The organism is Roseovarius lutimaris (genome assembly GCF_900115165.1).
Taxonomy (GTDB): domain Bacteria; phylum Pseudomonadota; class Alphaproteobacteria; order Rhodobacterales; family Rhodobacteraceae; genus Roseovarius; species Roseovarius lutimaris.
This window is the reverse complement of the sequence record NZ_FOVP01000002.1, coordinates 15,004-27,507: the sequence shown is the minus strand read 5'-3', so window position 1 is coordinate 27,507 and position 12,504 is coordinate 15,004. Positions and strand designations below refer to the sequence as shown.

The window sequence follows — 12,504 nt, the reverse complement described above, 5'->3', positions numbered from 1 at the left end:
CCCAACGCCCCCTAACGCAAGGAAATCCCGATGACCCGCTTGATTGCCATTACCGCCACGGCTGCCGTGATTCTGCTGCTTGGCGTAACCTATTACATGACGATGGCTGGCGGCGATGATGATCAGTTTGCACAATGCCGCGCCTCAAGCGTGGCGGGGGGCGCCGGACAGATCGGTGGTCCGTTTACGCTTGTGAGTGAAGACGGTGAGACGGTGACTGACAAAGAGGTAGTCGACCAGCCGACGCTGATATATTTCGGCTATACCTTCTGCCCTGATATTTGCCCGCTTGATGCCGCGCGCAATGCAGAGGCGGTGGATATTCTTGAAAGCCGGGGCAAAATCGTGAAACCGGTGTTTATCTCGATTGACCCCACGCGCGACACGCCCGAGGTGATGAAAGAATATACTGATTACCTGCACCCGCGCATGCTTGGGCTTACCGGCTCACCGGAACAGGTCAAGGCGGCGAGCAAGGCCTATCGCACATTTTATCAGGCCCAGAAGCCGACCGAGGGCGAGGAAGAATTCTACCTCGTGGACCATTCCACCATGTCATATCTGACTTTGCCGGAGCATGGCTTTGTCGAGTTTTTCCGCCGGGATTCCACCGCCGAACAAATGGCTGAACGCATTCAATGTTTTGTTGATGCAAGCTAGAGCGCTGCGTTTGTTTGACGCAGGCAAAAGCGCGGGCTAGAACCTTTCTAGGGATTGCGCGCAACAGGAGGAACGGGATGGCCGAGGACCAGCATAATATTGGTGAGGACAAAACGCTTCTGTTGTTGGATGACGATGAACCGTTTCTGAAACGTTTGGCCAAGGCCATGGAAAAGCGCGGCTTTGAAGTTGAAACCGCCGGGTCGGTCGTCGCCGGGCGCGCGATTGCCACCGCAAGACCGCCCGCCTATGCGGTCTGCGATCTGCGGCTTGAAGATGGCAATGGTCTTGATGTGGTCGAAATCATTCGCGAAAAGCGCCCCGATAGCCGGATCGTGGTTCTGACCGGCTATGGCGCGATCGCCACGGCGGTTGCCGCAGTCAAGATTGGCGCGACGGATTATCTTTCAAAACCGGCCGATGCTACGGATATCACCAACGCCTTGCTGGCCACCGGTGATACATTGCCGCCCCCCCCGGAGAACCCGATGAGCGCGGATCGCGTGCGGTGGGAACATATTCAGCGCGTTTATGAGCTTTGCGATCGCAATGTGAGCGAAACCGCCCGTCGCCTTAACATGCATCGTCGCACCCTTCAGCGCATCCTTGCCAAGCGCTCGCCACGGTAAATTAAACCGCAAAGCCGGTTGCGCTGGGCCAGACAAACGGGTTTTCTGACTTGGCAACAATTTGCGTTTTTGCCAGAGATTGTGCAGTAAAAAGATTGTATTAATTGCCCTGAGATAGTGTGCGGCGATGACAAACGTTTAACGGGGGCCGAAATCTTTGGGTATCTGGCAGTCATATCGAATGCGGCTGCGGCGTAAGCGGGCAAAATTGCGCGCCTATCGCAAGCATTTTTCGCTGACGCCGGTTGCCAACCGCACGGAAAGGATTCGCCCCGGTGATATCCTGTTGTTTTCTACACTGCGCGATGAACATATCCGCCTGCCGTATTTCCTGCGGTATTATCGAGATATGGGTGTGTCGCATTTCCTGATCGTCGACAACGACAGCACCGATGGCGGTGCCGAGTATCTGGCGCAACAGGATGACGTTTCGCTCTGGTCCACCAAATCAAGCTATAAGCGATCCCGCTTTGGGGTGGATTGGCTGAACTGGCTACAACAGAAATACGGCCATGATCACTGGACGCTTGTGGTCGATGCCGATGAATTCTTTGTTTATCCATTCTGCGATACGCGCCCGATCCGGGCCTTGACCGATTGGCTTGATACCAGTCAGGTCAAATCCTTTGGTGCGATGCTTCTGGACATGTACCCCAAGGGACGCATTGATGCGGTGCCCTATCAAACCGGGCAAAACCCGCTTGAAATCGCCGCCTGGTTTGATCCCGGCAACTATGTGATCGATAAAAACAAGTTTTACGGAAATCTCTGGATTCAGGGCGGGCCACGGGCGCGGGTGTTCTTTCCTGACGCCCCGAAGAAGGCCCCCGCGCTGAACAAGACGCCGCTGGTGAAATGGGACCGACGCTATGCCTATGAAAGCTCGACTCATATGCTTTTGCCGCGTGGGCTTAACCTGACCTATGATGAATGGGGTGGCGAAAAGGCGAGCGGAATTTTGCTTCATGCCAAGTTTCTTGACACCTTCACCGCCAAAGCCGCCGAGGAATTAACCCGCCGACAGCACTATTCGGCCAGTGTCGAATACAAGGCCTACGCAAGAACCGTGCAGGAAAACCCAGAGCTTTGGTGCAAATGGTCGGAAAAATATATAAACTGGCGTCAGCTGGAGATCCTTGGCCTAATGTCCAAGGGGAACTGGGCATGAGGGAAGGGCAGTAAATCATGGGTGTCGGGATCATCATGTTGGTCCATACCGCCTTTGGCCGTGCCGAACAGGTGGCGCGCCACTGGGCAGCGGCGGGCTGTCCGCTGGTGATCCATGTCGACAAGGCCGTCCCGCGCAAAACCTATGATGCCTTTGTAAACGCCCTCTCGGATATGCCGGATGTGCGGTTTGCAAGGCGGCATCGCTGTGAATGGGGCACCTGGGGGCTTGTGGCCGCGACACAGGACGCGGCCAAGATCATGCTCAATGACTTTGCCGAAGTCCGCCACGTCTATCTGGCCTCGGGGTCCTGCCTGCCGCTGCGCCCGGTGCAGGAGCTGATAGATTACCTTGCCAAACGCCCGCATACCGATTTCATCGAATCCGCCACCACCGCCGATGTGCCCTGGACAATGGGCGGACTTGATCAGGAACGCTTTACCCTGCGGTTCCCGTTCTCATGGCGTAACCAACGCTATCTGTTTGATAAATACGTCGCCCTTCAACGCGTGCTGCGATTCAAACGCAAGATTCCCAACGGCATTGTTCCCCATATGGGAAGCCAGTGGTGGTGTCTGACGCGTCAAACCCTGTCGGCCATTCTTCAGGATCCCGAGCGCGACACCTATGACCGTTATTTCAGCAAGGTCTGGATCCCCGATGAAAGTTATTTCCAGACACTTGTCCGGCAATATTCGCGCCAGATCGAAAGCCGCTCACTGACGCTTTCGAAGTTCGACTATCAGGGCAAGCCGCATATTTTCTATGATGACCACCTGCAACTTTTGCGCCGGTCGGATTGTTTTGTTGCGCGCAAGATCTGGCCGTTTGCCGATCGCCTTTATCAGGCATTTCTGACCGATCAGGCCGGCGCGATGAACCGGACCGAACCAAACCCCGGCAAGATCGACCGGATTTTCGCCAAGGCGGTTGAGCGGCGCACGCGCGGGCGCCCCGGTCTTTACATGCAAAGCCGGTTTCCGGTCGAGGGCCGTGAAAATGGCCTGACCTGTGCGCAATATTCGGTTTTTGAAGGATTTTCCGACCTCTTCGAGAATTTCGAACCGTGGTTGGCCAAGATGACTGGCATGCGGGTGCATGGGCATCTCTTTGCGCCAGAACGGGCCGTGTTTTCCGATGGGCAAACGGTGATGAATGGCGCGCTAAGCGATAGCGCCGCCCTGCGCGACTATAATCCGCGCGCGTTTCTGGCCAGCCTGATCTGGAACACCCGCGGCGAACGCCAGTGTTTTCAGTTCGGCCCGCGCGACAAGCAAAAGATCGAATGGGAAATCGCCAAAGACCCGAACGCTCAGATTTCGGTGATTTCCGGCGCCTGGGCCGTACCGCTTTTCAAATCCAACAGCAATTTCTCGGACATCCGGCGCGAGGCCGCGCTTTTGCAACAGGTCGAAAGCAAACATCTTGAGGTGCTGCGCTCGCAGTGGACCAAGGCGCGGGTGCGGATCTGGACCATGGCCGAATTTATCGAGGCCCCGATGGAGCCGCTGCAAACCATCATTGACGAAATCGGTCAGCAAAACCTGCGTGGCCTCGCCGAGGTGCCGCGCATGACCGATTTAAGCGGCTTTGGCCAGTTTTTGCAAAACCTCAAGAATCAGGGCATGCATCCCTATCTTATGGGCGATTTCCCGGTCGAGCACAGGCTGAACGAACCACAGCAGAACCAACGCAAACCTTATCTGGTGCGGTAAATATTGATGACAGCCCCGTTTGACTATTTCGTTGTGTTTGCAGAAATGCGCACTGGATCGAACTTTCTTGAAAGCAATCTGAACGCCTTTGACGGCATCGAATGCCATGGCGAGGCATTCAATCCGCACTTCATCGCTTATCCGAACAAGACCGAGGTTTTGGGCGTGACGCAGGCAATGCGCGATGGCGATCCGGGGCGGTTGATCGAGGCGATAAAAACCGGGTCCGAGGGCATTGGCGGCTTTCGGTTCTTTCATGATCACGATCCAAGGGTTCTGGATATCGTGCTTGATGATCCGCGCTGTGCCAAGATCGTGCTGACCCGCAACCCGGTCGATAGCTATGTCTCGTGGAAAATCGCCCAGGCCACCGGCCAGTGGAAGCTGACCAACGTCAAACGGCGCCGTGATAGCAAGATCGAGTTTGACGGCGTGGAATTTGAACGCCATGTCGGGCGGCTTCAGGACTTTCAGGTGTTCCTTCTGAACCGGCTTCAGCATAGTGGACAGACCGCGTTTTATGTGGCCTATGATGATCTTCAAAGCCTTGAGGTGATGAATGGTCTGGCACGCTATCTTGGCTGCGCGACGGTTCTGGATGCCCTTGACGATTCTCTGAAAAAGCAAAACCCCGGCGGGCTTGAAGATAAGGTTTCCAACTTTGACGAGATGGAACACGCGCTTGCGGGGTTGGACACTTTCAATCTGACGCGCACACCGAATTTCGAGCCGCGTCGCGGCGCCGCCGTGCCGGGATTTGTCAGCGCGGCAAAGGCGGCGCTGCTTTACATGCCGGTCCGCTCTGGCCCCGAGACCGAAGTACGTCACTGGCTTGCGGCGCTTGACGGTGTGCCGCCCGACACCTTGCCGACCAAGCTTAACCAAAGGGCGCTGCGGCAATGGATGCGGCGCAAGCCCGGACATCGCCGCTTTAGCGTTCTGCGCCATCCGGTGGCGCGCGCGCATGCCGCTTTCTGCGCCAAGATCTTGGTCAAGGGCCCCGGCTGTTATCGCGATATTCGCAAGACCTTGCGCAATTTTCATAAACTGCCGCTGCCAGGCGGCGAGTTGGAGGAAGACTATGACCGGCGCGCCCACCGCGAGGCTTTCGTCGCATTCCTGATCTTTCTAAAATCCAATCTTGCAGGGCAGACCGGCATTCGGGTCGATGCGCATTGGGCCACGCAGGCCTCGGTTCTGGAAGGAATGGCACAGTTTGGATCACCCGACATGGTGATCCGCGAAACCGAGATGAAAGGTTATCTTGCCGCCCTGGCGCGTCAGGTCGGTTATGCCAAGCCGCCGGTGCCACCCCAAGCGTTGACGGATACGCCATTCGATCTCTCAGAGATTTACGATGATGAAATCGAGGCCTTGGCGCGTGACGTCTATCAGCGCGATTATGTAACCTTTGGGTTTGGTCGCTGGGCCTGAGGGCGTCAGACCTTGGGATCAGGCGGCCTGAACCGCCTGCGCCTCAGTCAGAATCGTATAAAGCGTCGCCGGGTCGTTGTTTGCGCGCAATTTTGCGCAAAGCGATGCATCCCGCAGGGTGCGCGACACAAGCGCCAACGCCTTGAGATGCTCGACCCCGGCGTCAATCGGGGCAAAAAGCGCAAAGGCAAGATCAACCGGTTGGCGGTCGACGGAATCAAAGCCAATCGGCTTGTCCAGCACGACCAGAACACCGACCACCTGCTCAAGCCCCTCAAGGCGGGCATGCGGAAGGGCGACGCCATGGCCCACACCGGTGGGGCCAAGGCTTTCGCGATCCAAAAGTGCCTCAACAGCGGTGGAATGCGGAACCCCATAGGCGGCTTCTGCAATCGAACCCAACTCTTGCATGAGACGCTTTTTGCTGGTCACACCTGACAAGGCGCGCACGGCGTTAGGATCGAGGATCATAGGTATTTCCATTACTGTACTGCTCAAACAGGAGGTTTTTTACCGCCCATCGCCCTAATTTACGGGTCAACCCAGCCAATATTGCCATCTTCCCGGCGATATACGACGTTGACCGCTTTTTTGCCCTCGTTGCGAAAGACCAGAACCGGGGCGCCAGCAAGCTCCATTTGCATGACCGCTTCACCAACCGATAGCGATGGAATCTTGGTTTCCATCTCGGCGATGATGATCGGCTGCAGGCTATCAGGCTCTGATTCCGTTTCTTCACTATCTGAGGCGAGGATATAGGAGGAAGCACCAGAAAGTTCAACAGGCTGCGGGCGTTCCTTGTGGTGGTCCTTCAGGCGGCGTTTGTACCGGCGAAGTTGTTTGTCCATCTTTTCGGAACACGCATCAAACGCCGCGTAAATTTCATGCGCCTTGGCGTTGGCCTGTGCCGTCAGACCAGTGGACAGATGCACGGTCACTTCGCATTTGAATTCGCTGCCCGTTTTGGAAAAGAATACAGTCGCGTCGGTCGGCCGCCCGGTATATTTATCGACGACGGTTCCAAGGTGTTCTTTTACATACACCTGAAGAGCTTCACCGATGTCGATCTGCCGTCCGCTGATTTGGTAACGCATCTTGTCTCCTTTATTTGACAAACCTCGACTAGCACGGCGCGCCTGCGCAAAAGTTCAGTGCCAGTTCGGGATGCTGATATTCGACATATGTGAAATCTGTCCAAAAGCAGGCCCTTGTCGCGGGGGCCAGTCAAAGAACAGCGTAAGTTCAACACATGTCATAGCTCAATTGACGCGTTTTCTGGCCGTCTTGTCAATTCAAATTGAAAGGATCGCATGGTGTTTTGGGCGGCAAAAGGCCGGCGTTCAGGAAATCCGAAAATTGTCGCCGAGATAGACCCGGCGCACGTTTTCATTGGCAACCACATCCTGCGGGCTGCCGGACATCAGAACCTTGCCGTCATGCAGAATATAGGCACGATCGACGATCTCCAGCGTTTCGCGCACATTGTGATCGGTGATCAGAACACCGATGCCGCGTTTTTTCAGATCGGCCACCAGATGGCGGATATCACCAACCGAAATCGGATCGACCCCGGCAAAGGGTTCATCCAGCAAGAGATAACGCGGTTTCGCCGCCAGACAGCGCGCAATCTCGACCCGGCGGCGTTCACCGCCCGAAAGCGCAAGCGCGGGCGCGCGGCGCAAATGCTCGATCGAGAACTCCGACAACAGCTCTTCCAACCGCTCGCGCCGCTTGCGCCGATCGCTTTCTGAAATATCGAGGATCGCCATGATGTTATCTTCTACCGACAGGCCACGGAAAATCGACATTTCCTGTGGCAGATAGCCAATTCCAAGCTTGGCGCGGCGATACATCGGCAGGTTGGTGACATCACGGCCGTCGATAAAGATATGCCCGCCCTCTGGATATATAAGCCCGGCGATGGCGTAAAACGTCGTGGTCTTGCCCGACCCGTTCGGCCCCAAAAGCGCCACCACCTCACCCTGTTCAAGCGAGAGCGAGACATCGCGGATGACCACCCGCTTTTTATAGCTTTTGCGCAGGCACTCGATCCGCAATCCGGTATTTTCATGCGCCAGGGTCAGGTTGGGTGTGTTCATTCCTTGGCCTTTGGTTGAAGCAGGGTTTTAACCCGACCGCTGACCTGTGCGGTGCCTGCGGTCGTGTCCACGATCATGGTGTCGCCGGTGATGGCATTCTCGCCCTGCACCAAAAGAACATCACCCTGCATTTCGATCATCCCGGTGATGAGGTTGTAATCGGCGCGGGCGGCCTCTGCGGCATCGGCGCCGCTGACCACTGTCACGCCGCCGGTCGCCTCAAGGCTTTCGATCCCGGATTTATCACTGAGATAAATCACCAGAACCCTTGGCGCCGAAAGCCGCATTTCGCCCTGACCAATCACCACGCTGCCGGTAAAAATCGCAGTGTTGTCATTCTGATTAACGTTAAGATTATCTGAGGTCACCTCAACCGGCAGATCGCGATCCCGTTGAGTATTGCCAAACGCCACCTGTGCGCCCTGCGCCTCGGTCATCGAGGGCAGGCCCATGAAAAACAGCCCGATCACTAGTATCATAAGTCTCGCCACGTCGGTCATTCCTTGGCATTTCCGGGGTGGTATATCAGCTTGACGCCGCCCGTGAAAATCAATTCCGGTGCATTGCTCTTGTTATTGTTCTGCAAAAGCATGCGGTCGGCGGTGATGGCGCCGATCGACCCTCTTGCGCTAACCGGTCCCGGGCTCTCGGCATGGATCTCATCCAGCCGTGTATCCAGCCGGTCTGTCGCCACCACATAGCCGGTCGAGGTTGTGATTTCCACCCGGCCTTCAAGGCTGGCTGTCAGGCTATTGAGGTTCATTTGCGCGTGCTGGGAAGTGATATTGACAACCGCGCCCTCAAAAAGCGCCATCCGCGCCATGATATTTTCTACCAGGATCGTCTCGGGTTCGTCCCGCTTGGGGCGTGTGATATCGGCGGTGAACAGGATTTCGTCGCCTTGCTGCGTTACCCCGGAAAAGCTTGGCTTGGTCGCACCCTGATCCTGCGCACGCTGTTCAAGGTCAATCTGGGCTTCGGGCGCCGATTGCGACGGGTCGATGGTGCGCGAGATGAGAAACAACGTTGATAACAGCCCAAGTGCGGCCATCGGCAGGATGATCTTCATCCATGCAACGACCCGCGAATAGGTGTTATCTGTGGGCACCATCAGTGGGCAAAGATATCAATCTCGGGCCATCCGGCAAGATCAAGCCGCGCACGGGTCGGCAGGAAATCGAAACAGCTTTGCGCAAGGTCCATGCGCCCCTCGCGCTCAAGCCGCACATTCAGCGCCTCGCGCAGGCGGTGCAGATAAAGAACATCCGAAGCCGCATATTCAAGCTGCGCATTGCTTAGCTTGGCCGCGCCCCAATCCGAGGTTTGCTGTTGCTTCGAGATATCAACGCTCAGCAATTCCTGAAGCAGATACTTGAGGCCATGCCGATCCGTATAGGTGCGGATCAGCTTGCTGGCGATCTTGGTGCAATAGACCGGCGCCGCAAGCGCGCCGAAGGCGTTGTACATAGCCGCGATATCGAACCGGCCAAAATGGAACAGCTTGAGCACATCCGGGTTCTCCAGAAGGGCGGCAAGATTGGGGGCGCTGGTCTGGCCCTTGGCAACCTGCACCATATGGGCGTTGCCATCGCCACCGGACAATTGCACCACGCAAAGCCGGTCACGATGCGGCTGAAGCCCCATGGTTTCACAGTCGATTGCAACAACAGGTCCGAGGTTCAGCCCATCGGGCAGATCGTTCTGATAAAGATGGTTTGCCATTTTATGTCCTTGCGCCCGGATGAAAAAGCATGGGCAGATCGTAAGAATTAGCGTTGTGATTAAGCGTTTTGCGGCCCTGCCTCAACCCGGCATTTAGGCATGGCACAGGGGAAATTCCAGTAAACAGACCTCAAACCACCGCCAAAGGCGCTTGCGGTTGGCCGATTGCTCGGCCAGAAAGTGGGTCAGGATGACGAAGGAGTGCCCCCGTGACACATGCCAATCAAACCGCCGATCGCGCCGCCGATTACCTTGCGCGGCGCTTGTACGAGGCCGGGTGCCGCCATGCGTTCGGGATGCCGGGGGGCGAGGTTCTGACCGTGATGGATGCGCTGTCGCGTGCGGGTATAGAATGCGTTCTGGCGCGCCATGAGAATGCCGCCGCCTTCATGGCCGAAGGTGTGTGGCATCGCACCGGTGCGCCGGGCATTTTGATTGCGACGCTGGGGCCGGGGGTTCTCAACGGGGTCAATGCGATTGCCAATGCCCATCAAGACCGGGTGCCGCTTATCGTGCTGTCGGGCTGTGTCGATGCCGATGAGGCGCTGACATATACCCATCAGATCCTTGATCACGAGGCGGTTTTGCGCCCGATCACCAAGGCGACCTTTCGCCTGACCGCGCAGGGCGCCGATATCATCGCCGACAAGGCCATGGGCATCGCGCTTGAGGGGCGGCCCGGCCCGGTGCATATCGACGTGCCGATCAGCGTCGCCGACACCCGCGTGACCCTGCCGATCCTGCGTCGCCGCCCGATGGCCGAAGTGATGGTGCCCGCGCCGGGCGAGGCGCTGACTCGTGCGCGCGGTTGGCTGGCCGATGCAGAACGCCCGGTGATGATCGTCGGCCTTGATGCCATGAACGAGGGTGCCGGCCCCGATATTGCGACCCTGGCCGAACGATATGGCATTCCGGTGATCACCACCTACAAGGCCAAGGGTCTTATTGAGGAAACCCATGCCATGGCGATGGGGGGCGCGGGCCTGTCGCCGCTGGCCGATGGCATCATGGTGCCGCTGGTCGAGCGCGCCGATCTGATCCTCTGCGTTGGTTATGACCCGATCGAAATGCGCCCCGGCTGGCGCGAAATCTGGGACCCGGCCAAGGTGAATGTGATCGACATCGCGGCGGAGCCAAACCATCAGTACATGCACCAGGCGACGATGAATATCGTCGGCGATTGCGGCGCAAGCCTGCGCGCGCTTTGCGAGGGCGTTGCCCCGCGTGCCACATGGCCCGGCGGCGAACCGGCGGCGGTGCGCGCCGCTTTGGCCCATGCCTTTCCGCATGACGATGAATGGGGCGCGGCGGGCGTGATTGCCGAGGCGCGCGCGACCCTTCCCCCTGAAACGATTGCCACCTGTGACAGCGGCGCGCACCGCATTCTCTTGTCGCAAATGTGGACCTCTTACGCCCCGCAGGCGCTTTTGCAATCGACCGCGCTTTGCACCATGGGCTGTGCCGTGCCGCTGGCCATGGGCGCCAAGATCGCAGAGCCGGACCGCCCCGTCGTAAGCTTTTCCGGCGATGCCGGTTTCCTGATGGTCGCGGGCGAGCTTTCGACCGTGGCCGAGTTGAAACTGCCGGTGATTTTCGTGGTGTTTGTCGATGCAAGCCTGTCGCTGATCGAAAAGAAACAGCGCGAGCGCCAGATGGTCAATCTTGCGGTTGATTTCGGCCATCATGATTTTGCGGCCATTGGCCGGGCCTTTGGTGGCAATGGCGTGCGTGTTACATCGCGGGCCGAATTGCGCGCGGCACTGGAACAGGCGCAAACCGCTGATACCTTCACCGTGATCGCCGCCGAAATTGATCGCGGGTCTTATGATGGCCGAATTTAAGGAGACTCCCATGCCCGGACCGCTTGACGGCCTTGTCGTTCTCGACCTCAGCCGCATCCTTGCAGGACCAACCTGTACCCAGCTTATGGGCGATCTTGGCGCGGAGGTGATCAAGATCGAAAGCCCCGGCGGCGATGACACGCGCACGTGGGGCCCGCCCTTTGCGCTTGATCCGACAGGCAAGCCGACCGATCTTTCGGCCTATTTCATGTCCTCGAACCGCAACAAGAAATCCGTCGCGCTCGATCTCACCGATCCGGCGGCGCAAAAGGCGCTTCACGATCTTGCCGGGCGCGCCGATGTGGTGATCGAGAATTTCAAACCTGGCGGTCTAAAGAAATACGGACTTGATCATGACACGCTCTGTGCCGCCTATCCGGGGCTTGTTTATTGCTCGATCTCAGGGTTTGGCCAGACCGGTCCGAACCGTGACAAGCCCGGTTACGACCTTATGGCACAGGGGTTTGGCGGCATCATGAGCATCACCGGCGAGGCCGGTGAAGAGCCGATGAAGGTCGGCGTTGGCGTGGCCGATGTGGTCTGCGGGCTTTATGCGACGGTCGGTATCCTGTCGGCGCTACGCCATCGCGATGCCACCGGCGAGGGCCAACATATTGATATCGCGCTGGTCGATGCGACCATGTCCTGGCTGGTCAATCAGGGCCTCAATTATCTGACATCCGGCGTGGCCCCGACGCGGGCGGGCAATGCGCACCCCAATATCGTACCCTATCAGGTGTTCGAAACACGCGATGGCTATGTCATCGTCGCGGTCGGCAACGATAGCCAATTCGCTCGGTTCTGCGACTATCTGGGACAGGGCGACTGGGCCAGTGATCCGCGCTTTGCCACCAATACGGCCCGTCTGACGCATCGTGATCTTTTGGTTGGCCAGATCGCCGAGACGCTTGCCGGGCGCGACACCGATCATGTGATTGCGGGGCTCGAATTGCGCAAGGTGCCGGTCGGCCCGGTCAACACGATCGAGCAAGCCCTTGAATCCGATCAGGCACAGGCGCGCGATATGACCGTGACCCTCTCCGCGCCACAGACCGCCAAGGGCGAGGTGCGCCTGCTCGGCAACCCGCTTAAATTCTCGCGCACGCCAGTCAGTTACCGCAGTGCCCCACCCAGTCTTGGGGCCGACACAGAGGCAGTTCTGGCGCGGATCAAGAGCGGGCTGTAACCCGCCCTCTCGCCATAGTGATTTGCCGCACAGGGCCTGCGGCAGTAGCT

Annotated in this window: 13 protein-coding genes; 7 read left to right on the top strand and 6 right to left on the bottom strand. The window is 57.8% G+C overall.

Going from position 1 to position 12,504, the window contains the following annotated elements:
• Nucleotides 1-30: 30 nt before the first annotated feature.
• The 5 genes from BMZ91_RS01785 to BMZ91_RS01765 all read left to right on the top strand — a co-directional run bounded on the left by BMZ91_RS01785 (nt 31) and on the right by BMZ91_RS01765 (nt 5,606).
• Complete coding sequence (locus BMZ91_RS01785; RefSeq protein WP_092833696.1) at nt 31-660, top strand: SCO family protein; 630 nt, start codon at nt 31-33, stop codon at nt 658-660.
• Between the two features lie 77 nt (nt 661-737).
• Nucleotides 738-1,289, top strand: a complete 552-nt coding sequence (locus BMZ91_RS01780; protein ID WP_092833694.1) for an ActR/PrrA/RegA family redox response regulator transcription factor — start codon at nt 738-740, stop codon at nt 1,287-1,289.
• 181 nt (nt 1,290-1,470) lie between these two features.
• The gene (locus BMZ91_RS01775; RefSeq protein WP_092833693.1) at nt 1,471-2,457 is read left to right on the top strand and encodes a glycosyltransferase family 2 protein; all 987 of its coding nucleotides are present in this window, start codon (nt 1,471-1,473) and stop codon (nt 2,455-2,457) included.
• A 17-nt stretch (nt 2,458-2,474) separates the two neighbouring features.
• Complete coding sequence (locus BMZ91_RS01770; protein ID WP_092833691.1) at nt 2,475-4,172, top strand: DUF5927 domain-containing protein; 1,698 nt, start codon at nt 2,475-2,477, stop codon at nt 4,170-4,172.
• A 6-nt stretch (nt 4,173-4,178) separates the two neighbouring features.
• Nucleotides 4,179-5,606 (top strand): sulfotransferase family 2 domain-containing protein, encoded by a 1,428-nt coding sequence (locus tag BMZ91_RS01765; protein ID WP_092833689.1) that lies wholly within the window; start codon nt 4,179-4,181, stop codon nt 5,604-5,606.
• 18 nt (nt 5,607-5,624) lie between these two features.
• Here the strand turns inward: BMZ91_RS01765 and BMZ91_RS01760 are convergent, their stop codons facing one another.
• From BMZ91_RS01760 to BMZ91_RS01735, 6 genes are all read right to left on the bottom strand, one after another.
• Complete coding sequence (locus tag BMZ91_RS01760; RefSeq protein ID WP_092833687.1) at nt 5,625-6,089, bottom strand: PTS sugar transporter subunit IIA; 465 nt, start codon at nt 6,087-6,089, stop codon at nt 5,625-5,627.
• A gap of 47 nt (nt 6,090-6,136) precedes the next feature.
• Nucleotides 6,137-6,700 carry a ribosome hibernation-promoting factor, HPF/YfiA family gene (gene hpf / locus BMZ91_RS01755; RefSeq protein WP_092833685.1) on the bottom strand — a complete coding sequence of 188 codons (564 nt, stop codon included), beginning with the start codon at nt 6,698-6,700 and terminating at the stop codon, nt 6,137-6,139.
• Between the two features lie 246 nt (nt 6,701-6,946).
• A complete protein-coding gene (lptB, locus tag BMZ91_RS01750) occupies nt 6,947-7,705 on the bottom strand; it encodes an LPS export ABC transporter ATP-binding protein (protein ID WP_092833683.1) in 759 nt (252 codons plus the stop codon).
• On the bottom strand, nt 7,702-8,205 hold the full coding sequence (gene lptA / locus BMZ91_RS01745; protein ID WP_092833681.1) for a lipopolysaccharide transport periplasmic protein LptA: 504 nt from the start codon (nt 8,203-8,205) through the stop codon (nt 7,702-7,704). Before lptA ends, lptB begins: the two co-directional genes overlap by 4 nt.
• Nucleotides 8,202-8,816 (bottom strand): LPS export ABC transporter periplasmic protein LptC, encoded by a 615-nt coding sequence (gene lptC, locus BMZ91_RS01740; protein ID WP_092833679.1) that lies wholly within the window; start codon nt 8,814-8,816, stop codon nt 8,202-8,204. The genes lptA and lptC overlap by 4 nt, the downstream gene beginning before the upstream one ends.
• Nucleotides 8,816-9,427 (bottom strand): ribonuclease D, encoded by a 612-nt coding sequence (locus tag BMZ91_RS01735; RefSeq protein WP_092833677.1) that lies wholly within the window; start codon nt 9,425-9,427, stop codon nt 8,816-8,818. The genes lptC and BMZ91_RS01735 overlap by 1 nt, the downstream gene beginning before the upstream one ends.
• A 209-nt stretch (nt 9,428-9,636) precedes the next feature.
• On the opposite strand from BMZ91_RS01735, the gene BMZ91_RS01730 reads away from it, so the two are divergent.
• Nucleotides 9,637-11,268 (top strand): thiamine pyrophosphate-binding protein, encoded by a 1,632-nt coding sequence (locus BMZ91_RS01730; RefSeq protein WP_092833675.1) that lies wholly within the window; start codon nt 9,637-9,639, stop codon nt 11,266-11,268.
• 10 nt (nt 11,269-11,278) lie between these two features.
• Nucleotides 11,279-12,454 carry a CaiB/BaiF CoA transferase family protein gene (locus BMZ91_RS01725; RefSeq protein WP_092833673.1) on the top strand — a complete coding sequence of 392 codons (1,176 nt, stop codon included), beginning with the start codon at nt 11,279-11,281 and terminating at the stop codon, nt 12,452-12,454.
• The last annotated feature ends 50 nt before the right edge of the window (nt 12,455-12,504 follow it).